The sequence below is a fragment of the Picosynechococcus sp. NKBG15041c genome (assembly GCF_055380235.1).
The window spans coordinates 565,033-590,077 of the sequence record NZ_AP040363.1 but is presented as its reverse complement, the minus strand read 5'-3'; the positions used below and the strand labels follow the sequence as shown (position 1 = coordinate 590,077).

Annotated in this window: 25 protein-coding genes; 8 read left to right on the top strand and 17 right to left on the bottom strand. The window is 51.5% G+C overall.

The annotated features are described in order from the left end of the window. Positions 1 to 6: 6 nt before the first annotated feature. Positions 7 to 669: a class I SAM-dependent methyltransferase gene (locus ACZ45B_RS02900; RefSeq protein ID WP_024544938.1), complete on the bottom strand. Its 663-nt coding sequence runs from the start codon at positions 667 to 669 to the stop codon at positions 7 to 9. 72 nt (positions 670 to 741) lie between these two features. Here ACZ45B_RS02900 and ACZ45B_RS02895 point away from each other — a divergent pair, with 72 nt between their 5' ends. Both ACZ45B_RS02895 and ACZ45B_RS02890 read left to right on the top strand, forming a co-directional pair. Beyond that, entirely contained in the window at positions 742 to 2,442 is a 1,701-nt protein-coding gene (locus ACZ45B_RS02895; RefSeq protein WP_029681660.1) for an ABC-F family ATP-binding cassette domain-containing protein, read from the top strand. Positions 2,443 to 2,460: 18 nt separating this feature from the next. After that, positions 2,461 to 3,555 (top strand): YheT family hydrolase, encoded by a 1,095-nt coding sequence (locus ACZ45B_RS02890; RefSeq protein WP_024544937.1) that lies wholly within the window; start codon positions 2,461 to 2,463, stop codon positions 3,553 to 3,555. Positions 3,556 to 3,574: 19 nt separating this feature from the next. On the opposite strand, the gene ACZ45B_RS02885 is transcribed toward ACZ45B_RS02890, so the two are convergent. The 4 genes from ACZ45B_RS02885 to psbX form a co-directional block, all read right to left on the bottom strand. Further along, the gene (locus ACZ45B_RS02885) at positions 3,575 to 3,790 is read right to left on the bottom strand and encodes a hypothetical protein (RefSeq protein WP_024544936.1); all 216 of its coding nucleotides are present in this window, start codon (positions 3,788 to 3,790) and stop codon (positions 3,575 to 3,577) included. A gap of 211 nt (positions 3,791 to 4,001) precedes the next feature. After that, positions 4,002 to 4,532, bottom strand: a complete 531-nt coding sequence (locus tag ACZ45B_RS02880) for a TolB family protein (RefSeq protein ID WP_038027752.1) — start codon at positions 4,530 to 4,532, stop codon at positions 4,002 to 4,004. 39 nt (positions 4,533 to 4,571) lie between these two features. Further along, positions 4,572 to 5,465: a Ycf66 family protein gene (locus tag ACZ45B_RS02875; RefSeq protein ID WP_024544934.1), complete on the bottom strand. Its 894-nt coding sequence runs from the start codon at positions 5,463 to 5,465 to the stop codon at positions 4,572 to 4,574. 140 nt (positions 5,466 to 5,605) lie between these two features. Next, the gene (psbX, locus tag ACZ45B_RS02870; RefSeq protein WP_024544933.1) at positions 5,606 to 5,725 is read right to left on the bottom strand and encodes a photosystem II reaction center X protein; all 120 of its coding nucleotides are present in this window, start codon (positions 5,723 to 5,725) and stop codon (positions 5,606 to 5,608) included. A gap of 97 nt (positions 5,726 to 5,822) precedes the next feature. Between psbX and ACZ45B_RS02865 the strand changes: the two genes are divergently transcribed. Further along, on the top strand, positions 5,823 to 7,430 hold the full coding sequence (locus ACZ45B_RS02865; RefSeq protein WP_236612384.1) for a PhnE/PtxC family ABC transporter permease: 1,608 nt from the start codon (positions 5,823 to 5,825) through the stop codon (positions 7,428 to 7,430). A gap of 99 nt (positions 7,431 to 7,529) precedes the next feature. Continuing rightward, complete coding sequence (locus ACZ45B_RS02860) at positions 7,530 to 8,651, top strand: hypothetical protein (protein ID WP_024544931.1); 1,122 nt, start codon at positions 7,530 to 7,532, stop codon at positions 8,649 to 8,651. 55 nt (positions 8,652 to 8,706) lie between these two features. On the opposite strand, the gene recO is transcribed toward ACZ45B_RS02860, so the two are convergent. The 7 genes from recO to rimP form a co-directional block, all read right to left on the bottom strand. Next, complete coding sequence (gene recO, locus ACZ45B_RS02855) at positions 8,707 to 9,525, bottom strand: DNA repair protein RecO (protein WP_464675023.1); 819 nt, start codon at positions 9,523 to 9,525, stop codon at positions 8,707 to 8,709. 46 nt (positions 9,526 to 9,571) lie between these two features. Continuing rightward, positions 9,572 to 10,258: a deoxyribose-phosphate aldolase gene (gene deoC, locus ACZ45B_RS02850; protein WP_024544930.1), complete on the bottom strand. Its 687-nt coding sequence runs from the start codon at positions 10,256 to 10,258 to the stop codon at positions 9,572 to 9,574. Between the two features lie 322 nt (positions 10,259 to 10,580). After that, entirely contained in the window at positions 10,581 to 10,670 is a 90-nt protein-coding gene (gene petN, locus ACZ45B_RS02845) for a cytochrome b6-f complex subunit PetN (protein WP_071990922.1), read from the bottom strand. 179 nt (positions 10,671 to 10,849) lie between these two features. Beyond that, positions 10,850 to 13,768 (bottom strand): translation initiation factor IF-2, encoded by a 2,919-nt coding sequence (infB, locus tag ACZ45B_RS02840; RefSeq protein WP_024544929.1) that lies wholly within the window; start codon positions 13,766 to 13,768, stop codon positions 10,850 to 10,852. A 236-nt stretch (positions 13,769 to 14,004) separates the two neighbouring features. Beyond that, positions 14,005 to 14,259, bottom strand: a complete 255-nt coding sequence (locus tag ACZ45B_RS02835) for a YlxR family protein (protein WP_024544928.1) — start codon at positions 14,257 to 14,259, stop codon at positions 14,005 to 14,007. Positions 14,260 to 14,310: 51 nt separating this feature from the next. After that, entirely contained in the window at positions 14,311 to 15,531 is a 1,221-nt protein-coding gene (gene nusA / locus ACZ45B_RS02830) for a transcription termination factor NusA (protein WP_024544927.1), read from the bottom strand. 63 nt (positions 15,532 to 15,594) lie between these two features. Next, positions 15,595 to 16,059, bottom strand: a complete 465-nt coding sequence (gene rimP, locus ACZ45B_RS02825) for a ribosome maturation factor RimP (RefSeq protein ID WP_024544926.1) — start codon at positions 16,057 to 16,059, stop codon at positions 15,595 to 15,597. A gap of 268 nt (positions 16,060 to 16,327) precedes the next feature. Here rimP and ACZ45B_RS02820 point away from each other — a divergent pair, with 268 nt between their 5' ends. Next, a complete protein-coding gene (locus tag ACZ45B_RS02820; protein WP_024544925.1) occupies positions 16,328 to 16,630 on the top strand; it encodes a 30S ribosomal protein PSRP-3 in 303 nt (100 codons plus the stop codon). A gap of 159 nt (positions 16,631 to 16,789) precedes the next feature. Here ACZ45B_RS02820 and atpC read toward each other — a convergent pair whose 3' ends face one another. From atpC to dusA, 5 genes are all read right to left on the bottom strand, one after another. Continuing rightward, positions 16,790 to 17,194 (bottom strand): ATP synthase F1 subunit epsilon, encoded by a 405-nt coding sequence (gene atpC, locus ACZ45B_RS02815; RefSeq protein ID WP_024544924.1) that lies wholly within the window; start codon positions 17,192 to 17,194, stop codon positions 16,790 to 16,792. Between the two features lie 101 nt (positions 17,195 to 17,295). Continuing rightward, positions 17,296 to 18,747, bottom strand: coding sequence for a F0F1 ATP synthase subunit beta (gene atpD, locus ACZ45B_RS02810; protein ID WP_024544923.1), 1,452 nt, complete (start codon positions 18,745 to 18,747; stop codon positions 17,296 to 17,298). A 156-nt stretch (positions 18,748 to 18,903) separates the two neighbouring features. Next, the gene (gene rsmG, locus ACZ45B_RS02805; protein WP_024544922.1) at positions 18,904 to 19,653 is read right to left on the bottom strand and encodes a 16S rRNA (guanine(527)-N(7))-methyltransferase RsmG; all 750 of its coding nucleotides are present in this window, start codon (positions 19,651 to 19,653) and stop codon (positions 18,904 to 18,906) included. A 30-nt stretch (positions 19,654 to 19,683) separates the two neighbouring features. Beyond that, positions 19,684 to 21,003, bottom strand: coding sequence for a four-carbon acid sugar kinase family protein (locus tag ACZ45B_RS02800; protein WP_464674966.1), 1,320 nt, complete (start codon positions 21,001 to 21,003; stop codon positions 19,684 to 19,686). 29 nt (positions 21,004 to 21,032) lie between these two features. After that, complete coding sequence (gene dusA / locus ACZ45B_RS02795) at positions 21,033 to 22,016, bottom strand: tRNA dihydrouridine(20/20a) synthase DusA (protein ID WP_029681656.1); 984 nt, start codon at positions 22,014 to 22,016, stop codon at positions 21,033 to 21,035. 156 nt (positions 22,017 to 22,172) lie between these two features. On the opposite strand from dusA, the gene ebsA reads away from it, so the two are divergent. The 3 genes from ebsA to ispG all read left to right on the top strand — a co-directional run bounded on the left by ebsA (position 22,173) and on the right by ispG (position 25,005). Further along, positions 22,173 to 22,553, top strand: coding sequence for a type IV pilus biogenesis protein EbsA (gene ebsA, locus ACZ45B_RS02790; RefSeq protein WP_024544920.1), 381 nt, complete (start codon positions 22,173 to 22,175; stop codon positions 22,551 to 22,553). A gap of 75 nt (positions 22,554 to 22,628) precedes the next feature. Beyond that, positions 22,629 to 23,717, top strand: coding sequence for a phosphotransacetylase family protein (locus ACZ45B_RS02785; RefSeq protein WP_096418945.1), 1,089 nt, complete (start codon positions 22,629 to 22,631; stop codon positions 23,715 to 23,717). A gap of 70 nt (positions 23,718 to 23,787) precedes the next feature. Beyond that, positions 23,788 to 25,005: a (E)-4-hydroxy-3-methylbut-2-enyl-diphosphate synthase gene (ispG, locus tag ACZ45B_RS02780; protein WP_024544919.1), complete on the top strand. Its 1,218-nt coding sequence runs from the start codon at positions 23,788 to 23,790 to the stop codon at positions 25,003 to 25,005. Positions 25,006 to 25,045 lie beyond the last annotated feature (40 nt).

The following is a 25,045-nucleotide window of genomic DNA, read 5'->3' as shown; positions in this document are numbered from 1 at the left end:
AAATCCCTACAACTTCCGGGCTAAGGTCAGACCATCAGCCATGGGCAACACCGTTAAACTAATCCGAGAGTCTTGATGCAAAAATTCATTAAAGGCGCGAATTTTTAGGGTGCGCTTGTCTTGGTCATGGGGGTCGGCGACCCGCCCGGACCACAACACATTATCAATGGCAATAACGCCCCCGGGTCGCACCAAAGCGAAGCATTTTTCAAAGTAGTTTAAGTAGTTGCCCTTATCCGCATCAATAAAGGCAAAATCAAAGCTTTCTGCGGCCCCCTGCTCAAGGAGTTGCGCCAAGGTGTCTAGGGCCGGGGCAAGACGGAGATCAATTTTGTCGGCAACTCCGGCTTTCTTCCAGTAGGTTTGGGCGATCGCCGTTGGCCTGGGGTCGCGATCGCAAGCAATGACTTGGCCATCTGGGGGGAGGGCGATCGCCACAGCGAGGGCACTATATCCGGTAAAAACGCCAATGTCTAAGGTTTTCTTTGCCCCCATTAATTGCACGAGCCAGGCCATAAATTGACCCTGTTCCGGGGCAATTTGCATCTGGGCCGCTTGATGCTGGGCGGTGATTTCCCGCAGTTCTTGAAGAATGGGATGTTCCCGTAAGGAAATATTCAATAGATAGTTATAAAGATTTTCATCAAGATTGAGGGTGCTACGGGTCATGATGGGGAGAAACGAAAAAAGTTTACAATTTGTTATAGACTGATGCTAATCCCAAACAGGAGTTCTTTCTAAATGTTGAGACTTGAGCACATCCGCAAAATTTATCCCACCGGCGAAGTTCTCAAGGACATTAACTGGGAAGTAAAAACTGGCGAACGGGTTGGCCTCGTGGGGGTCAATGGGGCCGGAAAATCGACCCAGATGAAGATCATTATGGGGGAAATTGAGCCCACCGATGGGGAAATTGTGCGTCCTGCTGATCTGCGCATCGCCCATCTGACCCAAGAATTTGATGTGGTACCGACCCGCACCGTACGCGAAGAAATGTGGACGGTGTTCGTAGAAGCCAACGCTGTGCAGGATGATATGCACCGGATCCAGCATGAGATGGCCGAGCCTGATGCAGATTTAGATGATCTGATTCACCAGCTTGACCGGGCCCAACGGAAGTTTGAAGCCCTCGACGGTTACCGTCTAGAATCGCAGATTGAAAAAATCCTCCCGGAAGTGGGCTTTGAAATCGAGGATGGCGATCGCCTGGTCAGCTCTTTTAGTGGCGGCTGGCAGATGCGAATCAGTTTAGGTAAAATCCTGCTCCAGGAACCCGATATTTTACTCCTGGACGAGCCGACCAACCACCTAGATTTAGAAACCATTGAATGGCTCGAAAATTACCTGCGCGGCCTAAAAACGCCGATGGTGATTATTTCCCATGACCGGGAATTTCTCGATCGCCTCTGCACCAAAATTGTCGAAACGGAGCGGGGAGTTTCCACCACCTATCTGGGCAACTATTCCCAATACCTCCAACAGAAAGCCGAAAATAAAGACGCTCAACTGTCTGCCTTTGAACGGCAACAAAAAGATTTAGCCAAACAGCAAGAATTTATCGAAAAATTCCGGGCCAGTGCCACCCGCAGCACCCAGGCAAAAAGCCGCGAGAAATTGCTCGATAAAGTGGAACGCATTGAAGCGCCCATTAGTGATGTGCGTACCCTCAAGTTTAAATTTCCCCCAGCCCCCCGGGGTGGCCAAGAGGTGGTGACGATCAAAGACCTCACCCATACCTACGATGACAAACTTTTGTTCCTGGGGGCAAATCTGGCAATCGAACGGGGCGATCGCATTGCCTTCCTGGGGCCCAATGGTTGTGGCAAGTCCACCACCCTACGGATGGTCATGGGCATGGAAAGCTACGATGAAGGCAGTGTCAAACTGGGAACCCACAACATTATCCCTGGCTACTTCGAGCAGAATCAGGCCGAAGCTCTAGATCTCGAAAAAACCGTGATGGATACGATCCATGATGAAGTCCCCGATTGGACAAACGGCGAAGTACGGACGTTGTTGGGACAGTTCCTATTCAGTGGCGATACAGTCTTTAAGAAAGTGGGAGCTCTCAGTGGGGGCGAAAAAGCTCGCCTTGCCCTGGCGAAAATGCTCCTCACCCCAGCCAATTTCTTGATTCTCGATGAGCCCACCAACCACCTTGATATTCCTGCCAAAGAGATGCTCGAAGATGCTCTCAAGGAATACGACGGCACGGTGGCGATCGTCTCCCATGACCGTTACTTTATTTCCCAGGTAGCCAATAAAATCGTCGAAATTCGCGATGGTGAGTTTGTTGTCTATAACGGCGACTACCATTACTATCTCGAAAAAATCGAACAGGAAAAAGCAGCTGAACGCCAGCGCCTCAAAACAGAACAGGAAGCAGCGAAGAAAGCGGCGAAAAAAGCAAAGCAATTGGCAAAAAAAGCTGGTAATAAATAAGTAATTAAGCCTTGATTTATGTTTTATCAACCGCCCCTCTGGTTACGGTCTGGCGTTGCGATAACCATCTACACTGCTTTTGGGGCTGCTAAACGGTGGCGATCGCAAACCAAGGATAGTCCCCCCGAATTTCAGGATGTGGTCCTGACCGGGGCGAACCAAACTCCCCTTTTTTGCCAGTACAGCCAACCCCAAATAACGAAAGGAACCATTGTTGCCACCTATGGGATTACGGGCAGCCTTGAAGACCAGTGGTTTCTCGAAATTCTAGCCCACAAAGCTCACCAGGCAGGCTACGGAATTTTGTTCTTCGATTGGCGGGCCCATGGCAAAACTGCCGCCCTCTCGCCAGACCTGACCAGTGATGGCCTGTATGAGGGGGAAGATTTTGTGCGCTTGGCCGCCCAGGGGAAACAACACCTGGGGTTAAAACCCCCCTTTTTCTTTACGGGCTACTCCCTCGGGGGACAGTTAGCACTCTGGGGTTTGAAAAAAGCCCAGGAATTAAATCTGCGGTCTCTCGGTCTAGAACCCGGAGATATTCTGGCGGGGGCCGTCATTTGCCCCAGTTTAGAATCGCACCGTTCTTTGTCTTATCTGGAACAACACCCCCTCAAGCGCAACTTTGAGCAGGCGATCGCCAAAAATTTACAAAAACTCGCTTGGCAGTTGCACACATACCATCCTGATTCTTTCCAACCAGAGATGATCGAAAAAGCAACCACAATTCGGGAATTTGACCAGTATTTGGTGATCCCGCCCCTGGGATTTGCGACCACAAAAGACTATTACGAAGCCACCAGCCCCCTATATTTTTTAGGTGATTTACAGCGACCCACGTTTATTTTGTATGCAGCGGATGATCCGCTGTTTGTCCCGGATTTGGTGGACGACTTAGAGGCGGTGAGTCGCCAAAATAAAAATCTTGATACTCGGATTACTCGCTTTGGGGGTCATGTGGGCTATGTTAGCGATCGCCAATGCCAAGACCATTGGGGCGACTCAGATCCCTGGTGGGCATGGCAAAGAATCTTAGACTGGTTTGACCAACGTCTCGATCCCCAGAATAAAAAAGCGGTGGTGGGAGCTTCTAATGAGATCGCGTCAAATTAAAAGATAAAAATTTTGAACCCTATTGACCGGAGGCGCGGGCTCTGAGGCGTTCTATAATCACCGGCACGACCACAACCAAAACCTTAATTTCCCAGGGCGCATAACAGAGGGCTAGAAGACCGGCAAGAACGGCGACAAAGCCGGTGGCAACTTTAACAATTTCTTCTTTACTGGAGACGCTTAAACAGGTCGCTCCCGCAGCAATACCAAGGCTCAAAATCGATGGATTAATCATATTTCAGATGCACTAGCTGACGTTGCTAACAATTAGGCGATCGCCTGGAACAGAATGCTTGTCTGTCTGTGGGGCTAAGGCGGGGTAGTCCAGACTAAGATTTTACAATGACAAGATTAAGTTATGTAAAATCATACTCCGATTAATTTTCTTGTCAACCTGAAAAAAAATTACATTACTCCACAATGATTTCTCTACCTCTTACCCTGATCTAGGGATTGATCAAAACCTCCTGGGGGAGATCAAATTCAATATTCGGGCCTCGGTCTAGCACCTCAATATCCCACTGGCCCCGGCGCGCCGATTCAAACACCACATAACGGCCGTCGGGACTAATTTTCGGGTTGCGTACCCAGTGCTGGTAACCTTGGGTCAAAATATCAGACCGCTTGGTTGCCCGGTCATAGAGAATAATATCGGGTTTTCCGAGGGGGCTCGATAGGTAAACCAAATACCGTCCCGTGCGACTGAGGCTCGGACTCTCATAAATGGCATTGTTTTGATTCACATTGGGGAGCTCGACGAACTGCCGTTGCTCTAGATTATAAAAAAGCAGCTCACTGGTGCCATGGCGATTAGAAATGAAGGCAAGCCAGCGGCCATCCCCACTCAGGGCCGGCTGTTCATCGTGAAAACGGCTGTTCAGGGAAACCGGAGTCAGGGGTGTGTTTCCAAAGGAGCAGCCTCCCAGCCCCAGGAGGAGCGTAAGGAGCCAGAAAAAACGGAGAATTGGCCTAGGCACGTCAATTGATAGACCTAACAAAGAACTTTAAGCCAGATCCTAATAGTCGAAATTTACGGGGTTATTTGGGCGATCGCCTTCAGGGGCATCGGGCATGTCCGGGGCCGGATCATCCCAATCTTGATCGTCCCCAAAGCCCCCATCGATGGGTTGATAATCAACGGTGGCCACTTCGTCATCGGCTGACCCATAGGCATCGGGGCGAGGGCGACGGGGACGGCGGGGCGCGTCATCCTCCGGACGGGGGCGACGGGGACGACGGGGCGCATCCTCTACTGGGCGATCGCCTTCATTCCATGCATCCTCAGACCACACATCTGTCACGCTTCCTTCCTGACCATAGGCATCATCATATCGGTCTGGGCGAGGACGGCGATTGTTTGGGGGGGCAGGGCGACTAGGGCGGCGATTCGGGGGGGTAGGACGGCTGGGGCGATCGCCATAATCACTGGGAGGACGATTGCGACTGGGACGGCTACCACTGCCCCGGGGCGTTTCATCTTCATAACCACGACTGCGGCTGGAGCGCGGTTCCGGATAACCCCGTAGGCGACGTTCATAGCGTTCTTCCCCTTGGTAGGGCTCAATCTGGTCTAGTTCTGCTCTGTAAACTCGACTGACCGGTCGCTCATCATCCACGATGGGGGTATTGCGACGGGCCTGCTCTGTGGCCAGTCCCCGGAGGCGGATCGATTCGATGGCAAAAAATACTGCCGAGCCAGATAGGAGAAATTGCCCAAACTGGAGAATGGGGTCTAGGCGCCAACCTTGGAAAAGTAAAATAAAGCCACAGAGCAAACCAACAGCTGCAAAAAAAATATCATGGTCCCGGGAGAGTTCTGGGCGCACCGACCGGAGAAAATAGAGGGATGCTCCTGCCGCGGCCAACGCGATCCCTAAAATGCTGGCGGAATTTAGCCCAAAATTAACCATCTTTGATCTCCCTTGACTCTACTACTACCTATAGTAACGGCTTCCGTTTCCAGCCTCTACGATATCTTATTCAATGACAATAGAGGTGGACAGCCCGAGGGTAAGGCCCACCTCCATTAGCTTGCCCGTGTGGGGGAAATTTATTGACGCTTGATTTTGTCTTGCTGGCTGATGAAAATTAGAAATGCGGTGGCGGGAATGACTACCACCAAAGTGCCAGCTAAGAGACTGTAGAAAAAGTTTGCCAAAGAGGGAGTCATAATGAAGGTTTCCTTAATGTGTTTAATAATTATTTGTTGATAATTTTGCCATACTCTCCGCCGGATCTTGCCACTGATATTTAGAATCTCCCCACCCTTGCCCCGAGATATCCGACCCCAGACTTGGGGATATGGCTGCTTTGCCCTAGCGATCGCCCTCAGCTTGTTAGATGTCATTTTTCGGGGGGGGGCTGCCGTCAATCTCCAAGGTTGGGCCAATTTACAACGATTTTTTGGGGCTGCTCTCCAGCCAGATCTAACGGTGGATTTTCTCGCATTGACCCTCCGGGCCACCTTGACGACCTTTGCCTATGCGGTCTGTGGCACTTTTTTAAGCTTGGTGCTGGGCATGTTCGCTGGCTTACTCAGTGCCCAATTACTTTGGGAAGTGGCTTTTCCCGGCGCTAAGGGGGGAGGATATGGGACGATTCGGGCGATCTTGGCAATTCCCCGGGCGATCCATGAGGTGGTGTGGGGCTTGATTTTGATCAACTTTTGGGGTCTAGATTCGGTGGTGGCCCTGGGGGCGATCGCCATTCCCTTTGGGGCGATCGTCGCGAAAATTTTTGCAGAAATCATTGATGAAACCCCAAGGCAAGGATTTACGGCGCTCATCCATAGCGGTGTCCCCGTGGCCCAGGCTTTTTTGTATGGTATTTTGCCCCAGGCACTATTTAACCTGTTGTCCTATAGTTTTTATCGCTTTGAATGCTCCCTACGCTCGGCGGCGGTGCTAGGGATTATTGGGGCGGGGGGCCTGGGTTATGAAATTTACCTCAGTTTACAGTCCCTGCGTTATGGGCAGCTTTGGACATTGTTTTACGCTTTGATTGCCCTCAATGGAATCGTCGATTGGACGAGTCGTCTCCTGCGGGTGCGATTGGGTTGCACCAGCCGTTTAGACCTCAATAGTCGTCAGTACAAAGTGGGGGTCCGGCGGCGTGACTGGCTCTTGGGAACGATGGTCCTGGGTTTAGGATTGGTGACCTGGGGTTTTTGGTACATTGCCCCAGATTGGGCCCGGCTCTGGTCTGGTCGGGGCCAACGGTTTTTGGGGGAGGTGGCGACACAGCTCCAACAACTCCAACTGGATGGGGCCCAACTAAAACAGTTGGGAATTCTCTGTGTACAAACTGTAGAAATGTCGATTTTGGCGATCGCCTTGGCGGGCCTCGGGGGCTTTGTCCTCGCTTTTTTGGCTGCAAAAAATCAGGGAAGTTTCCCTTGGCCTGTACATTTTTTCAGCCATCTATCGCTGTTGCTCTGTCGCAGCATTCCCGCGCCGATTTGGGCTTTGGTGATTGTGTTTGTGATGTTTCCGGGAATTTTGCCGGGGGCGATCGCCCTGGGGTTGCATAACCTCGGGATTTTAGGACGCTTGATGACCGAGGTAATTGAAAATGTGCCCCCTGAACCCCTCAAAGCTTTGCGAAATCTGGGGAGTACTGAAATTAATGTGTGGCTCTACGGCACTGTACCCTTGACCTTGCCAAATTTTATTGCTTATAGCTTCTATCGCTGGGAAGTGTGTCTGCGGGAGACCGTGATCGTTGGTTTGGTGGGGGCAGGGGGTCTGGGACGGTTACTCACGGAGCAATTGAGTAGTTTTAACTATGCGGGGGTGAGTGTAACTCTCGTTTGCTTTCTACTGCTGACCTGTGCGGTGGATAGTTTGAGTAGTTTTTTGCGCCAGAAGACCTGCTAGGTGTTGAAAAACAGGTGATCGCCCGGGGCTTTTGACAAGACTTTTTTTTTGAGCTTTACTTACGGTGGCGTCTCAAGTCCATAGGCTATTGTTCCGGTTATGTCCGATGTTGCACCGCTAAATCTCCAGGATTTACAGGTCGATCTCCGCGCCCAACTCGAGGCGTCATACTTCCCCACAAATCCGGTACAAGTGCGGTGTGTTTTTAAGGCGGGAGAACTCCTTGTCCTCGTGCAGCATTCGGCTCCGGCAGCGGTGGCCCAACGGCCAATTTTTCGGCTGATTCGCGATCGCCTCCAGGCCGCAAGTTTTTCTGAACAGCCCCAGGTCGGCATTTACTTGCGGGTCATTGGTGCGAGTGAACCCTATGCCTTCTACCTTTTAGATGCTAGCGAAATGGGCTCCCCGACATTCCCCCCGTTCCCCGAAACTGACCTGGACGGGGCAGACTTGGAAACAGAATTTGCCACAGATATTGGGTTTGACACCCTCGCTGAACCGTTTTTTGCTGAGACGAATGGGGAAGCAGAGACAGTACCTGAGGCGGAACCAAAAATTCAAAAGGACTTTGAGGGCTTGATCTCTGCTGATGCCACCCCGGATGATTTGGCCGCATCGGTACAAACCATCGGCGATCGCCCCAAAAAGAAGGGTCTCGTTTTTGTGGGGGTTGGTATTTTAGTCGCAATTATTGGCGCAGGAGGCTATGTTTTGAGCCGTCCTTGTGTGGTTGGGCCCTGTCAACCTTTGATAAGGGCGAGTCAACTGGCCGCCCCCGCTCGAGAGTTATTTACCGCCCCTGAAGTCCCTTCCGGCCAAGAAATTTTTCAAGCTCAAGCCAATTTACGCGAGGCGATCGCCACCTTAGAAGACATTCCCCAGTGGTCGCCCCGGGCTGCGGAGATTCAAGGGCAATTGCTGGACTATCAATCCCTCGATGCTAGCCTCGCTGCCCTAATCAATGGTCTTTCCCAAGCGGCCAAGGCTGCTCAACTTGCTGAAAATCAGTCCCTTGGGGCAGCCCAGTGGCAAGAAATCGTCCAGCAATGGCAAGGGGCGATCGCAACCCTAGAAGCAATTCCTCCTTCGGATTTCTACCATGATTTTGCCCAGGAAAAACTCATCAACTATAGGGAAAATTTGGCGATCGCCCAGCAGCGCTTCCAAGCGGCCCAAGTTGCCGAGACCATCACAAATCCCCCAGGTGTGGGGTCGCCCTAGGGAAATCCTGATAGTTAGCGATCCCATGCAAGGGAGCATTCCTAAAATATTGTCCCTAAAAAGCGAGGGGCGCTAGGGTATCGATGAGGGTCGCCGACTTGAGACGTTTGCCCATGTGGTGTTCAAGATACTGCCGCAATAAATTTTCCACCCGGAGCCAAGCCGTTTCTAAAGGAAAAATCATTTGTTCATCGACAGACCAACGTTGTAAGCCAGGTAAATCACGGTCCGGTAATATCTGTAAGAGGTCTAGTTCTAGGGCCGTTAAGCGTTGATCCGGGGGGATATTCCCTGACCCCAGGGTCATGATCCCCCCCATCTCGTGATTAAAGCCGATGCGCCAACGGGGATCAGCAAAATTCGGTTCAATGGCCACTTGGGTCACACTGCAGCGCTGTACTTGAGGCGCAAAACCAGCGATCGCCACGAGATGAAATAAGCCTTGGGTGAGGTGAGCAATCACCTGGGAAACCCTTTCTGGAGGTGTTAACTCAATAAGCTCAATTCGCCTTAGGTGTTCTAAGAGCAAGGCATATAGTTCTGGCTGGGGCGTTTGGCTCACGGCGAGGTGATTCACCACTTCTGCCAGGTACTGACCCACCGCTAGTTTTGCAAAATCACGGCTTAGGCCAGCGTAAGAAGTGATCGTTTCTGCCTGTTGAATTCGGTCGAGCGATCGCCCCCGAGTTAACAAAAAATCATTCACCACCAGCAGTTCTGTCCGGCCTCGCAAAGCTGAGCGGTGCTGTCTGGCCCCTGGAGCGACGGCCCTGACAAGGCCCTGGTCTGGCGTGAGAATGGTCACGAGGCGGTCTGCTTCCCCCAGGGGGGCTCCTTTGATGATGATGCCAGTGACTTTAAAAGACATGATAATTTACCGCTTCCCATCGGCTTGGCTTAGGTCAACAGTAACCCCGTTTTTACCAAGCTTCATCATCGCTCTGCCGTTCCCGTTCCTGAATGATGCTGAGGCTGCGGGATGTACCCAAGCGGTTTGCCCCAGCTTGGATGAGGGCGATCGCCTGATCTGCGGTTTTAATGCCCCCAGCTGCCTTGATGCCAATTTTTCCTTTCGTAATCCCATAGAGCAGCTTCACATCAGCGGTGGTGGCGCCCCCGAACCAACCCGTTGAAGTCTTCAGATAACTGGCTCCAGCATCCAGGCAAACTTCCGCAGCAAGGCGTTTTTCTGTGTCCGTTAACAGGGCTGTTTCTAAAATGGCTTTAATCGGAACCTTGGTCATTTCGACGATTTGGGCCACTTCCTGGTAGAGCTTTTCCGAGTCTCCCATTTTGAGCAGGGCCAGATTTAACATCAGATCTAACTCTGTGGCACCATTTTCGACGGCTTCCTGGGCTTCATAGAGTTTTGTGCCTATGGTGTGTGCCCCAGCCGGAAATCCCACCACGCAGCACAGTTGAATCGAGCGTTGTTTCAAAAAATCCCGGGCAGTCCGCATCGCTGTCGGGTAAAGACAGACGGCCGGGAAGTTAAATTGCTCTGCCACTTGGCAGCATTCTTTGACCTGCTCATAGGTTGCCGCTGGATGCAGCAGGGAATGTTCAAGATATTGGGCTAAATCAATTTCGTTCGCGGGAATGACCATGGTTTTTGGGGAGGGGGCTCTTTTGATTGTGGCAGAAATAATCGTTGTTCTGGGAGCATAGTTTTGGAAACTTTACCCCGTAGCCGCCATAAAAAAATCCCCTGGTTGAGCAGGAGATTATTGATCTTTATCAAGATGGGTCTGAAAAACCAACCCAGATGAGCCATGGGCAAAGGACATTCATTGGCCTCGTTTATCGCGATCCTGACGACGGCGATCACGCCATTCCACGAAGGTCAAGTAGGAGATGCCACCGCTGACCAGCAGAAGTAGGGCAAGGGCTCCCAAAAAAAGCGAATTTAAAAAAACTGTTTCCACAATCCTAGAAACCGTTACGTGCCCAAACAACCATGGCGATCGACCAAGTAAAGAGAGCGAGCATTGCGCCCCAACCTAAAGAAAGAACATCCATTTTTAATAACGCCTTGATATTGCAACAGAATAATCATCCCATATCTTATCAAAGAGTCGCTCCAAAACCCGGTCATTCCGGGCTAATGCTCCCAGGCGATCGCCCACAAAAAAAATACCCCCCATGGTCTGAGAGGTATTGCAGCAAGTTTAGAATGACTTCTGTTTCATGAAAGTCAATTAGCTGGTGCGGCCAGCCAAGGTGCGGCGCTTGAAGATCATTTCGTAGGCTTCGATGATGTCCCCTTCTTTCCAGGTACTGAACTTATCAACGCCGATGCCGCATTCATAGCCAGCACTGACTTCCCGCACATCTTCCCGGACCCGTTTCAGGGAATCGAGGGAGCCGTTATAAACAATGGTGTTGCCACGGCGGACGCGGATCATCCGGTTCCGTACCACCTTGCCGGACTGGACGTAACAACCAGCTACGGAACCACGGCCCACGGGGAAGACGACCCGCACTTCCGCCTGACCTAAGGGTTCTTCTACTTCTTCGGGATCGAGCAGACCTTCCATCGCCCCTTGAATCTCTTCTAGGAAACGATAGATAACGTTGTATTCACGGATATCAACCCCTTCCTGCTCAGCGGCCTGTCTAGCACCCGGGGCTAGGGTGGTGTTGAAGCCAATGATGATTGCACCACTGGCCGCGGCGAGATCTACGTCAGTTTCGGTGATTTCACCAGGTGCCGACAGGAGTACACGGATCTGAACTTCATCTTGGGGGAGCTGCTGCAAAGAGCCGAGAATTGCTTCAACGGAACCTTGAACATCACCCTTGAGGACAAGATTGAGCTCCTTGAGCTCCCCTTCCTGGGCTTGGGCAGAAAGGCTACTGAGGCTGACCCGACGGGAGGACATCGCCTGTTGGAGACGGGACTGACGTTTGCCTTCGGCCCGCTCGTCGGCGATCGCCCGGGCTTCTTTTTCGGAGGGATAAACTTCAAATTCATCCCCAGCGGCAGGGACTTCATTTAAGCCGAGAATTTCCACGGCAAAGGAAGGTGTCGCTTCAATAACTTTTTCGCCGCGATCGCTAATCATTGCCCGGATTTTGCCCATCACAGAGCCCGCAACGATGATATCGCCCACGCGCAATGTGCCGTTTTGGACGAGGAGAGTGGCCACAGGCCCGCGGGCGCGGTCCAAGTGGGCCTCAATAATTGTGCCTTTTGCGAGGCGATCGGGGTTGGCAGAGAGTTCTTCGATCTCCGATACAAGCAGGATCATTTCCAGTAATGTATCGAGGTTTTCGCCCTTCAATGCACTGACGGGAACCATGATTGTGTCACCGCCCCATTCCTCACAAAGGAGTCCCTGTTCAGAGAGTTCCTGTTTTACGCGATCAGGCTCTGCGCCGACTTTGTCCATTTTGTTGATGGCAACAACGATGGGCACTTTTGCGGCTTGGGCATGGCGGATAGCCTCCAGGGTCTGGGGACGAACGCCATCGTCGGCGGCAACCACAAGAATCGCAATGTCTGTAACCTTGGCACCCCGGGCACGCATAGCGGTGAAGGCTTCGTGGCCAGGGGTATCTAGGAAGACAATTTGTCCCGGTTTACCATTGTGTTCGATGTCCACATGGTATGCCCCAATATGTTGGGTAATCCCACCAGCTTCCCCTTGGGCGACTTTAGTTTCGCGGATCGAGTCGAGGAGAGTCGTTTTACCGTGGTCAACGTGTCCCATGATGGTCACGACGGGAGGACGCTGCTGGAGGTGTTCTAGATCGTCGAACTCAACCATTTCGGTAGATTTGGTGGCAGCGGCTTCTACATCTGCCACAACAACCTTCACTTCAAATTCCTCGGCTACCATCTGGGCGATGTCATAGTCCAGGGTTTGGGTGATATTAATCGCAATCCCTTTGCTGAAGAGGCGGCGGATAATATCTGTTTCTGGGATACAAAGGACCTCTGCCATTTCCCGCAGGGTCATGGTTTCAGTGAGTGAGATCTCGGTGGGCGGGGCTTGGACTTCCCGGCGATCGCGTCGTTGTTCTTTCTGCTGATGGCTGCCACCACTCCCTCGCTTTGCGGCGGGCTTTTTAGGCCGAGAGGGGGTTGGCTTACTGGGCGCTCCAGCAGATAGATCCTTTGGCTTCGGAGGCCGTGCGATTGACAGACTAACGGAGGGAATATCCGCGTTGTTATTGAGAGATGTACCGAACTCATCATCATCGTCATCATCAATGACAACTGGACGACGCTTAAGTTTGGTGGTTTTTGCTTTATTCGCCTCTGATTCGTCCTCTTCCTCTTCTTCCCAGACTTTGCGTTTACCGGGCTTAATGGGCCCACCAATGGTTTTCTTCGGTTTTGCGACGGGACGCTTGGGGGGAGCGAGTAGGACGTCTGGGGTTGCCCCGTCATCTCCATCGAGGTCTGGAGCTGCGGTTACTTCTTCATCTAGGTCAGGCTCGATTGCAGGTACGGGAGCAGCTACTTTTTTGCTAACAGTACCAACAATTTGGGGCTTGGGCCGGAGTTTTGGTGGTTTTGCAGGGGGCTCAGCGGTATTTTTTGACAGAGATTTTGCCCGGACATCCGCTTGGGTTGCACCGCTCGCCTGTTCTGGAGAGCCTTCGGCTTTGGTGGCAGATTTAGCGACTGGCCGCGGGGGAGGGCCCATGAGCTTCGGCTTAGCAACGGCTGGAGCTGGTTCGGCTGGGGGGTTGGTTGTTTCTGCTTTGGGGGGGGGCGCAACAACTGGGGTTGTGTCCTGTTTTGGCACAGCAGCACTCCGGGGCGGCGGAGCTTGTAGTTTAGGGCGTTCTAATTTTTTGGGAGATTGGGCTGGGGGACTGGGGGGAGTAGCGACAGTTGAAGTACCAGTTTGCGCTTGCTCTGTCGAAGATTGGTGTTGTACAGAGAGAATTTCTTGCTTTTTCTTTTTCTGGGGACGCTGGACCTTCGGGGGATGGGGGCGCTTTTGTGTGGCGATCGCCCGGATTTTATCTGCTTCTTCAACGGTAATGGTACTGCTATGGCTCTTCACATCGATGGCCAGCTGAGCACAAAATTCTAAAATATCCTTGTTTTCGAGATCTAATTCCTTTGAGAGTTCGTAAATTCTAACTTTTTCGTTATTCATTCAATAATGTCCTTAAATTGCTAGTCGTACGGATGGGGGTGGGGGATAGGCCTGGATTGTGGCAATCTAAATCCAGTTAGCTTAGGTAAAAATGAAGAATGGAGGGGCCTCCGGGGGCACTAGAGTTCAACAGTAAAAATAAAAATTTGATCTGAATAATTTTGAGAATAATTTTATTTAAAATCCTTGATCTATAGCAGATATATGCCGAGGATTTTGGGCCAGACCCTCAGGTCTTAATCTAGGGAAGATAAGCGTTCTTGAAGGGTTTGATAAATAGTGGGGGGGACATTTTTTTTGAGCGATCGCCCGAGCCGATCCTTACGCTGGGCCATTTCCAAACAACGGTGGTCCTGGCAGAGATAGGCAGAACGCCCCATACCCCGATCTAATTGTACCTGCTGGGATGGATAGACTCGAATGACTCGCCAAAGAGATTCCTTCGGGGCTAGTTTTCGACAGGCTACACAGCGGCGTAGATTTGGTTCCATAGTAATCGTTCCTGGGGCGATCGCCTGATCTCAAGCAAATGTTCTCAACCCTTAGACTTCCGTCGATGCGGCTTCTTCTACCGGTGCTTCTGGCATCGCCACTTCAACCTCTGGAGCGGGGGTTTGCTGCTGTTCCGCCTCGTATTTAGCACTGTCTTTAATATCGATTTTCCATCCCGTCAAACGGGCGGCCAAACGAACATTTTGCCCTTCTTTCCCGATGGCGAGACTCAGTTGATTTTCGGGAACAAGTACTGTGGCCTGCCGCTCTTCTGCATCGACCAAAATTACCCCATCAACCCGGGCTGGACTGAGGGCATTCGCAATATAGGTCGAAGGATCAGGAGACCAACGGATCACATCGATTTTTTCGCCGCGCAGCTCATTGACCACCGCCTGAATTCGAGAACCCCGCGCCCCGATACAAGCACCGACTGGATCTACGTCCCGCTCAAGGGTATCGACGGCAATTTTAGTCCGGGGGCCTACATAGCGGCTGGGGGGATTTGCTTCCCGGGCGACCGCGACGATACGGACAATTTCTTCTTCGATTTCTGGTACTTCGTTCGCAAACAGATAAACCACGAGATCTGCAGCGGCCCGAGAAACGACGAGCTGCGGTCCTCGATGGGAGCCTTCTTTGACGTTTTTGAGATAAACCTTATAAGTGGTGTTGGCGCGGTAGTTGTCATTGGGGAGCTGTTCTCGGCGGGGTAACTCCGCTTCGGTTTCCGGCTGGCCAAAGGCACTGGTAACCGCCATGACGACAAAATTGCGCTCAAAACGAAGTACCCGGGCTTGGAGCACTTCCCCTTCAAGTTCTTGAAATTCTTCCTGAACCAGTTTGCGCTGCTGATCCCGTAGCTTTTGGAGCAAAACTTGCTTGGTTTGGATCGCTGCCATCCGCCCGAAATCACTTTGTTCAGGGGTGACATCGAGAATAACAGAATCGCCGAGTTGGGCTTCGCTGGCCACCTCTTGGACTTCCCGGAGGGCAATTTGATGGTCGGTATTTTCGACTTCTTCGACAATGACTTTCGTTGCTAAGACCCGAAACCCTTCATCATCGAGATCGAGTTCTACTTCAAAGTTATCGAAATAATCTTCAGCAAAAGGGGTCGTTTGGTTGAGGGTCAGGGAACGGCGATAGCGTTCATAGCCTTTGAGAAGAGCTTCGCGTAGGGCTTCATGGACGGCGCTTTGGGGCAGATTATGGCGATCGCTGATTTCGGCAACGAGGGCACTTAAACCGGTGAGACTTACAAGGGACATAGAGATTTAAGGAAGTAGAAAAGAATCGATAATGAACAAAACTGGGAGGGAATCGGGGACTGTTCAGGCTTGGTGATCGTCGAGTTGTACTTTGGCAACGAGTTCCCAAGGAATGGCGATCGCCTTTCCTTTTTGATTGAGATAGATCGCCGTTTCATCCCGCTCCTTGAGCGTGCCGCACCACTCCTTGTGATCTTTGTAGGGGCTATAGGTTTTGACTCGTACCGGAAAGCCCCGGAAGGCGATAAATTCCCGGTCAGTGCTTAGGGTACGGTCAGTACCAGGGCTTGATACCTCCAGCACATAGGCTCCAGGGATGATGTTTTGGGCCTCCAACTCAGGGTCGAATTGGCGACTAAAACGTTCACAATCCTCCAGCCCTGTTTCTTGGGAGAGATTCCGCACATCAATTCGTAATACCGGTGGTTTTTTATTCGTCTGGAATACCACGTCCACCACTTCTAAACCCAACGCTGCAGCAATGGGTTCGGCACAGGTCATGATTTGAGAAATGAGGGGATGAGCCATGGGCAAATTTAGACAACAAAAAAAGCGGGTCAGGCCCACTTCAGGATTGCTTAATCGGGGTGGTATAGACAAAGAAATTTGTCTACATTTAGATAGTCTAACATTCACCTGTCCCAATAACATGGCGGGGGGCGATCGCAACGATGGGTTCCGCCGCAAAAAATTCAGGAGATTTTCTTAGGGGCAGCCAAAGCTCCCGCTTCAATGTAAAATAATAGACTGTAAATTTTTGAAACCATTTGTCTAAAATTTGGGTTTGGAGGCTTCTTTGACAGAGAGATTTCTTTTAAAGGTACTTTGGTTAGATAAAGACGTGGCGATCGCCGTAGATCAAGTCGTCGGTAAAGGCACGAGTCCCCTCACCGCCTATTTCTTCTGGCCCCGCAACGATGCTTGGCAACAGTTAAAAGACGAAATGGAAGCGAAGCACTGGATTTCTGAAGCAGAGCGCATTGAAGTGCTCAACCAAGCGACAGAAGTCATCAACTACTGGCAAGAACATGGCAAAAAGACCAGTATGGCCGAAGCACAGGCTAAATTCCCTGAAGTCGCCTTCAGTGGTAGCAACTAAGGTTTATTACCTAAATTTGTTTTAAACGTAATCACTAGCTAAGTTTTTACAGTTTTTATTTTCTAATTAATTTTCTATAAAAAAATGGGCAGCGCTTAGGCTGCCCATTTTTATTCATAAAATGTCGTTTTAGGATGTCGCTGTCAGGACAAAAATAGCCTAAGCCATACCGCCCGCAGCCATATAACGGGCCCGGGTGCGCTTGAGTTCCTTGCGGGCATCAAAGACGGCTTTCCGGTCAGTGGTATCTGTCTGTTCAAGCTGAGCTTGAGCTGCCTCGAAAGCTTGACGGGCTTCTTCAAGGTCAATATCTTGGCCCTTAGCAGCCGCATTTACCAACACTTTTACTTCATTGGCTTCCACTTCTGCAAAGCCATCGGTAATCGCGATATTTTCCCAACCATTGGTGCGGACCCGGATCACGCCGGATTCGAGGGCTGTCAGGAGAGGAGCGTGACCAGACAAAATACCGACTTGACCAGAGCTACTCGGCAGGATGACCTCTTCGACGCTGTCGTCCAATACCGTCCGGTCTGGGGTGATCACTCGTACTTTTAAAGCCATTTGCTTAAATCTAATTCAAAAAAATAAAGGGAGACTTGACAGTTAAGGTCAGTACCACGTTTGACGGTAGCACTGACCCAATATCTTCGGCTATCTAAGACTTAGCCTTGCTCTTTGAGTTTTTTACCCTTGGCGATCGCCTCGTCAATATTACCCACGAGGTAGAATGCCTGCTCAGGCAGATCATCTAATTCACCAGAGAGAATACGCTTAAAGCCATCAATGGTTTCCTTGAGGGTGACATATTTACCAGGAGAACCGGTAAATACCTCTGCCACGAAGAAGGGCTGAGACAAGAAACGCTCAATCTTCCGGGCCCGGTCAACCACCAGACGGTCTTCCTCAGACAGTTCATCCAAACCAAGGATCGCAATGATGTCCTGGAGTTCTTTATAGCGCTGCAGGGTAGACTGAACTGCCCGGGCAGTATTGTAGTGGTCTTCACCGACAATACTGGGTTGGAGCATGGTGCTGGTGGAATCAAGGGGATCCACCGCCGGATAAATACCCTTAGAAGCCAAGCCACGAGAAAGTACGGTCGTACCATCAAGGTGTGCAAAGGTGGTTGCCGGTGCGGGGTCAGTTAAGTCATCCGCAGGGACATAAACCGCTTGGATAGAAGTAATGGAACCTTCCTTCGTGGAGGTGATCCGCTCTTGGAGATCGCCTACATCAGTACCAAGGGTGGGCTGGTAACCTACCGCAGAGGGCATCCGACCGAGCAGTGCAGATACCTCAGAGCCAGCCTGGACGAAACGGAAGATATTGTCAACGAAGAGGAGAACGTCTTGCTTGTTGACATCACGGAAGTATTCCGCCATGGTCAAACCGGACAGACCAACTCGCATCCGTGCTCCGGGGGGCTCGTTCATCTGACCGTACACAAGGGCAATCTTGGATTCGTTCAGGTTTTCTGCGTTGATTACGCCAGATTCGATCATTTCGTTATAGAGGTCATTCCCTTCCCGGGTCCGTTCCCCTACACCGGCAAATACCGATACACCACCGTGCTTGGTAGCGATGTTGTTGATCAATTCCATCATGATCACGGTTTTGCCCACACCTGCACCACCGAAGAGGCCAATTTTGCCACCGCGACGGTAGGGAGTGAGGAGGTCAACCACTTTGATCCCGGTTTCGAAGACAGAGGGAGCAGTGTCCAGTTCAGTCAGTTTGGGGGCAGCGCGGTGGATGGGAGAAGTTTCTTCGGCATCGACAGCACCTTTTTCGTCTACGGGTTCACCGAGGACATTGAAGATCCGACCGAGGGTTTTCTTCCCGACAGGAACGCTGATGGGGGCGCCTGTGTCGAGAATATCCATGCCGCGAACGAGACCATCGGTGGTGCTCATGGCGACGGCACGTACCCGGTTGTCTCCAAGTAGCTGCTGCACTTCGCAAGTGATGCTGACTTCTTGACCGGCGGGGTTTTTGCCTTGAATTTTCAGGGCGTTGTAGATCCGAGGCATTTTGCCGCTAGGAAATTCTGCGTCAATAACAGGGCCAATGATCTGAGTAACTTTACCGAGGGTTTGTTCTTGTGTAGCTACCATGCTTCTCTATTATCAATTGGCTTTGCCCTAGGCCAAAGCTTGACTTTGTACCTAAAGTTTTAACCAAATTTAAAAATTTGCCATACCCAGAGTACCATCTCTTGGGATCAAGTAAATAAGATTCCCTAAGGGCCTGAGGTGCTTATGCTGTACGGCTTAAACCGGGGCAAGGGGGGATTGTTTGGGCTGGCCGATCGCCCGGGGAAATTGCTTAGGGGTGGGGCGAATTTTCTCGATATAAAGGCAGGTGCGCTGGCCCTGGGTGATCGGGGTTGTAAAGGAATAAGTCGAGAGCAGTTGGCCGCCACATTGGGCGATCGCCGGTTGGAGCTGTTCAGTTTCTTCGGCGCTCCATTGACCCCGGTAAAGAATCGCCAGACCACCTCTTTTCAGCAGGGGCAATAGATATTCCACGCAGAGGGAGGCTGTCCCCACGGCGCGGATCGTCGCGATATCGTAACGTTCGCGGTGGTTGGGGTCTTGGCCCAGGGTTTCGGCCCGGTCCGCGATGCCTTGGGTATTGAGTTGCAGCCCTCGGCTCAGGTCCACAAGAAAGTTGATTTTTTTGCGGGTGGAATCGAGCAAAGTGACTTGCCACTGGGGAAAGGCGATCGCCAGGGGTAAGCCAGGAAAACCGCCGCCCGTGCCCACATCAATAACTGTTTGGGGTTGGGTCAAACGTTGGCCTAAGACGTCTAATTTCAGAGCAGCATAGGAATCCCAGAGGTGCTTTTCCCAAAAATCTTCTGGGGAGGTGATCCGAGTGAGATTGAGTCGCTGGTTGCCTTCATAAATGCCCTGATAAAGGTCCGCCAGTGAGGGATCAAGGGCTACATCGGGCTGCCACAGGTCAGGGTTTGCATACTGCTGGAAGAGGTCACGAAATTGGAGGGCGATATCGTTCATGGGGAATTATCAGGATAGATAAAAAAGCGTTTAGGGAGTAGGCATTTGCAGCCGTTCATAGGTCAGGACTAAGCTGTGGCGATCGCCCACATTGCCAGGAAACAGCACCACGGGCAATTGAGGAAATTGCGGGTGTTCCGCTTCTGTTTGTACCAGACAGCAGCCAGGGATAATTTGGCCGAGGAGCTGAATGAGCGGAACCCGTAAACCCTTTTGCAGCAGGGCATTCGTCGTGTTGCCGCCCTTGCTGATGATAAAGCCGAGATCCGGGGGGAGCTGGGCGATGATTTCAAGGAAAAATGCAGTGATATTGTCCCCAAATTTAAGGTTCTGAGCCGTTTGCCCACTGGTGATGACACCACGACTTGTAAACAAGACGGGGGTTTTGTGGGCCTGATGAATGGCATAAATTTCGGATAAAACGTTTTCCCTTAACCGCTGACGATCCTGGGACGTTTGGCATTGCTCAACATCGATTTCAATGCCGACAACGCTGGTCAATTGCAGCAGTTCTGTCAGTTGGGCAGTGGTTTTTTGCGTGTGGGAACCGACAATAATTAATCCTGGTTGGGGCGATCGCCTGACGGTAAAACTCTTTTCTGGGGGGATTGGTTGCGGACCAAGACTGGCGAGGGAGGTGAGCAAACTAGCAGCACTGCGAAAGAGAAACTTTTTTCCCTGGTGAATCGCGCCAAATAGGGCCGGCATTAAACAATCAAAATCAGCCTGGCACTCACCATCGAGGACAACATATTTTCCAGCTTGAAGCCTGCCAAAATAGTCTTGGAAATTTTTAGGTAAATTCCCTGGATTGAGACAATCTACTTGATCCGCCGTGACTGCGTTTTTTGTTTTTGTCGCGATGAAATCGGGTAAAAAACTATCTTGAAACCCAAAGAGGCGATCGCCGGCAAATTCCGTCTCGGCCACGGGGATCAAGCGTTCATTGTCCCGTACATAATGGATCCCAGCGCGGGTGATGCGCCCCCCCTCAAAAAATGCCGGCGCAAAAAAACAAGCATCAAATGGCCCTAATATTTTGGCGATCGCCTCGGTTTCAGCCGGAAAATGGCCCCTCAACGTGGAATCCGAACGACTGACAACTAAATATTCCTCGATGTTTTCCTGGGCGAGGGCGATTTTAAGATTTTGACAAACATCTGTGGTGGTGGCGATCGCCTCTGGTTCTGTCAACGCGCGGGTATTCGCCAGGATAAACAAAATGGGCGCAGGATCTCGTAAGCCCTGGCACAGGGTAGCCACATCCCAACGCAGCAACAACGGACAGCTATGCACCGTTTGGGAGCCGGTCGGGTCATCGTCGATCACAATGATTTTCGGTCGTTGCATCTTTTTCTCCGTTAAACCCCAGCTTGCTCTTAGCCGACGCCAGTCAAATCAGGCACCAAAGCCAAAGCCTGTTCAATAATTTCTCGCCCTACGGTAAAACCCCTTGCTTCCTCGGTGATGTAGCGCTTCCAAGCCTTTGTGCCCGGCTGCCCCAAAAATAAGGCGAGCATATGGCGACTGATGCTATGGAGTTTTACCCCAGCTTTGGTGCTGCGTTCAATGTAGGGCAACATTGCTTCGACAATTTCATGGCGGCTCTTGGGTTGTATGGCTTCCCCATAGATGTCACGGTCTACCGTCGCAAACAGATAGGGATTGTCGTAGGCGGCCCGGCCCACCATCACCGCATCCACTTGGGTTAAATGGGCTTGAATTTGCTCTAGCTCCGTGATCCCGCCGTTGATCTCGATCCAGAGGTGAGGAAAGTCCTGCTTTAGCTGATAAACATCTTCGTAACGCAAGGGAGGCACTGTGCGATTTTCTTTCGGACTGAGGCCCTGTAACCAGGCTTTGCGGGCATGAACCGAAAAGCGATCGCATCCCGTGGCCGAGACAATCTCGATAAAGCGACAGAGGTCTGCGTAGCTATCCTGCTCATCGACACCAATGCGATGTTTTACGGTGACGGGGATATTGACCGCCCCCTGCATCGCCGCCACACAATCGGCCACCAACTCCGGTTGGGTCATCAAACAAGCGCCAAAATTCCCCTGCTGCACCCTAGGGCTAGGGCAGCCCACATTGAGGTTAATTTCGTCGTAGCCCCAGTCTTCCCCCACCTGAGCACATGCGGCGAGTTCCTTTGGGTTGTCGCCCCCCAGTTGGAGTGAGATCGGATGTTCCGCTGGGTCAAAATCTAACAGTTTCGGGCGATCGCCATGGATAATCGCCTGGGTGGTAATCATCTCCGTATAGAGCAATGTCCGCCGGGTAATTTGGCGCATTAGGTAACGAAAATGGCGGTCGGTGCGGTCCATCATTGGGGCCACACTCAGGAGGTGAGGACAAACCATGTTTTTAGTATTTCCGATTAGACCAAAAGCATATCAGGGGATCACAGGTCATTGCAGACGCCTCTCAGGGAACAGGAGCAGAGGCCAGACAACAGGCTACAATTCGATGTATTCCTAACGCTAACCAGTTCTTGTGGGGAACCTCAATCAAAAACTATGGCCGTTCTTGAAAACATTCAACCTGCAGGCAAGGGAGAAGTGATGATCTATGCTCCCTATTACCCCAAAAATAAACAGAAAACATTGCCTAAAGCCCTTGGACTATACCAGATTGGGGCCATCGAAGGGGAAAGAATTATTGAAGGGGGTGAACCCATTCCTTTTGTGGCCAGTTGGTATGTGTCAAAATTGCCGTCAGAAATGACCAGTTGTCGCTTGCAGTTTGATGCCCAAGCCGATCTTAGTTACAGTGTTACTTTGCCAAATAACCAGTTTGTAGACTACCTCATTGACCTGCTCATGGGCTTTGCGCGGGATGGGGTAATCGACTTTCCGAAGGATTTTTATCGGGAACTGTTGGGTCTGAGAAAAGACTAGGTCATGGTTTGCGATGCTGCGAAATTCCGTTATTGTGGGTTTTAGAGAATATGCACTTCTAAAGGAGTTGTGGGTGTGACCAATTCAACCCAATGTATCGTTGTTGCCTCGACCGAACCCTACAGTGGTAAATCTGCTGTGCTCCTCGGGCTGGTTCAGAGCCTGAAACAAAAAGGGGTATCAGTAGCCTATAGCAAACCCATCGGCACAGTGTGGCACAACGAACAGAATGGTCCTCTCCCCCGCATTGAAGATGATTTGCGTTTTCTGGGAGACGCTTTTGGCCTCAAGGAAGCAGATGTGCGATCGCCGGTGCTTTTTCTCGATGAAGCGACGGTGACAGAAAGACTCACGGGCCAAGACCACACGGATTATCCCCAAAAACTCAAGGATGATTTAGACAATATCAGCAGCGATATCACCTTTATCGAAGCGCCCAACAGCCTCTGGGAAGGGAGTTTATTTAACCTGTCTGCCGGGGAAATCGCGGCGAGTCTCGATGCCAAAATTCTCCTGGTGATTCCTTACAACCACAAATTATTGATCGACAGCTTACTAACGGTTTATCGTTTTCTCGGCGATCGCCTGATGGGGGTTGTGGTTAACAAAATCCCCCCCGAAGCCCTCGAAATTGCCGAAACCCAGATTAAACCTTTCTTGGCCCAGCGGGGCATTGACGTCTATGGCCTCGTGCCCGCCGACCGGATTCTCCGCAGTGTGACGGTGCGGGAACTGGTCAAACGCCTCAACGCTGAAGTGCTCTGTCGCACCAATCGCCTTGATCTGATGGTAGAAAGCCTGACCATTGGCGCGATGAATGTGAACTCCGCTCTGAAATACTTCCGCCAACGGCAAAATATGGCGGTGGTCACCGGGGGCGATCGCACAGATTTGCAACTGGCAGCCCTGGAAACATCGACCCAATGTCTGATCCTCACCGGCCATGTGGCCCCCCAGGAAATTATCCTCAACCGCGCCGAAGATCTCGAAATCCCCATTCTCTCCGTGGACTACGACACCCTCACCACCGTGGAGATTATCGACCAGGCCTTTGACCACGTACGCCTCCAGGAACCGATCAAAGTAGAAGTGGCCCAAGCCCTGTTCCAAAAGCACTTTGACTTCGAACACTTCATGGGGAAGATGCCATTCTCCGTTGCCTAGGCCCTTCTCTAGCACTTATCCTGGGGATTAGTCATCAGCGAATTTTTGTAATTCCTTCTCCTCGAGTCCTATGCAAGCTTTAGAGCGTTCCGCCTCAACGACTGATTCCCTCGTCGATACCACCATTCACCGCCGTAAAACCAGAGCGGTGAAGATCGGTAATGTCACCATCGGCAGTGACTATCCCGTGGTCGTCCAGTCGATGATCAACGAAGATACCCTCGATGTAGATGGTTCTGTTGCCGCGATTCGCCGCCTCCATGAAATTGGCTGCGAAATTGTCCGGGTGACCGTTCCCAGCATGGCCCATGCCCGTTCTTTGGCCGAAATTAAGGAAAAACTTGCGGCTACCTACCAGCCTGTGCCCCTCGTGGCCGATGTGCACCACAACGGCATGAAAATTGCCCTGGAAGTGGCAAAACATGTAGATAAGGTGCGCATTAACCCCGGCCTCTATGTTTTTGAACAGCCTAGTGGCGATCGCACCGGCTATACCGAGGCAGAATTTGCGGCGATCGGCGAAAAAATCCGCGAAACCCTTGAACCGCTAGTTGTTTCCCTACGGGATCAGGGCAAGGCCATGCGCATCGGCGTTAACCACGGCTCCCTTGCCGAACGGATGCTTTTTACCTACGGCGACACCCCCGAAGGCATGGTTGAATCGGCCCTCGAATTTATTCGCATTTGCCAATCCCTCGACTTCCACAACCTGATCATTTCCATGAAAGCTTCCCGGGTCCCCGTGATGCTGGCAGCCTATCGCCTCATGGCCAAGCGCATGGATGAACTGGGCATGGACTATCCTCTCCACCTGGGGGTCACGGAAGCGGGGGATGGTGAATATGGTCGGATTAAATCCACCGCTGGCATTGGGACGCTCCTCGCCGAGGGCATTGGCGATACGATCCGTGTTTCCCTCACCGAAGCCCCCGAAAAGGAAATCCCCGTGTGCTATAGCATTCTCCAAGCCCTGGGCCTGCGAAAAACCATGGTGGAATATGTGGCTTGCCCTTCCTGTGGCCGGACGCTGTTTAACCTAGAGGAAGTGTTGCACAAGGTACGCGAGGCAACCAAACACCTCACCGGCTTAGACATCGCAGTGATGGGCTGCATTGTGAATGGCCCCGGCGAAATGGCTGATGCGGACTATGGCTATGTGGGCAAAACCCCAGGAATTATTTCCCTCTATCGGGGTCGGGAAGAAATCCGCAAAGTCCCGGAGGATCAAGGGGTTGAAGAGCTGATCAACCTGATTAAAGCCGATGGCCGTTGGGTAGATCCGGCCTAGTTGATCCGTAATTTTGAGCTAAAAATTTTGCAGGTGAGGG

Coding starts and splice junctions, on each gene's coding strand:
- ACZ45B_RS02900 (WP_024544938.1), bottom strand. CDS start 669: ATGACCCGTAGCACCCTCAATCTTGATGAAAATCTTTATAACTATCTA.
- ACZ45B_RS02895 (WP_029681660.1), top strand. CDS start 742: ATGTTGAGACTTGAGCACATCCGCAAAATTTATCCCACCGGCGAAGTT.
- ACZ45B_RS02890 (WP_024544937.1), top strand. CDS start 2,461: ATGTTTTATCAACCGCCCCTCTGGTTACGGTCTGGCGTTGCGATAACC.
- ACZ45B_RS02885 (WP_024544936.1), bottom strand. CDS start 3,790: ATGATTAATCCATCGATTTTGAGCCTTGGTATTGCTGCGGGAGCGACC.
- ACZ45B_RS02875 (WP_024544934.1), bottom strand. CDS start 5,465: ATGGTTAATTTTGGGCTAAATTCCGCCAGCATTTTAGGGATCGCGTTG.
- psbX (WP_024544933.1), bottom strand. CDS start 5,725: ATGACTCCCTCTTTGGCAAACTTTTTCTACAGTCTCTTAGCTGGCACT.
- ACZ45B_RS02860 (WP_024544931.1), top strand. CDS start 7,530: ATGTCCGATGTTGCACCGCTAAATCTCCAGGATTTACAGGTCGATCTC.
- deoC (WP_024544930.1), bottom strand. CDS start 10,258: ATGGTCATTCCCGCGAACGAAATTGATTTAGCCCAATATCTTGAACAT.
- petN (WP_071990922.1), bottom strand. CDS start 10,670: ATGGATGTTCTTTCTTTAGGTTGGGGCGCAATGCTCGCTCTCTTTACT.
- infB (WP_024544929.1), bottom strand. CDS start 13,768: ATGAATAACGAAAAAGTTAGAATTTACGAACTCTCAAAGGAATTAGAT.
- ACZ45B_RS02835 (WP_024544928.1), bottom strand. CDS start 14,259: ATGGAACCAAATCTACGCCGCTGTGTAGCCTGTCGAAAACTAGCCCCG.
- nusA (WP_024544927.1), bottom strand. CDS start 15,531: ATGTCCCTTGTAAGTCTCACCGGTTTAAGTGCCCTCGTTGCCGAAATC.
- rimP (WP_024544926.1), bottom strand. CDS start 16,059: ATGGCTCATCCCCTCATTTCTCAAATCATGACCTGTGCCGAACCCATT.
- atpC (WP_024544924.1), bottom strand. CDS start 17,194: ATGGCTTTAAAAGTACGAGTGATCACCCCAGACCGGACGGTATTGGAC.
- atpD (WP_024544923.1), bottom strand. CDS start 18,747: ATGGTAGCTACACAAGAACAAACCCTCGGTAAAGTTACTCAGATCATT.
- rsmG (WP_024544922.1), bottom strand. CDS start 19,653: ATGAACGATATCGCCCTCCAATTTCGTGACCTCTTCCAGCAGTATGCA.
- ACZ45B_RS02800 (WP_464674966.1), bottom strand. CDS start 21,003: ATGCAACGACCGAAAATCATTGTGATCGACGATGACCCGACCGGCTCC.
- dusA (WP_029681656.1), bottom strand. CDS start 22,016: ATGGTTTGTCCTCACCTCCTGAGTGTGGCCCCAATGATGGACCGCACC.
- ebsA (WP_024544920.1), top strand. CDS start 22,173: ATGGCCGTTCTTGAAAACATTCAACCTGCAGGCAAGGGAGAAGTGATG.
- ispG (WP_024544919.1), top strand. CDS start 23,788: ATGCAAGCTTTAGAGCGTTCCGCCTCAACGACTGATTCCCTCGTCGAT.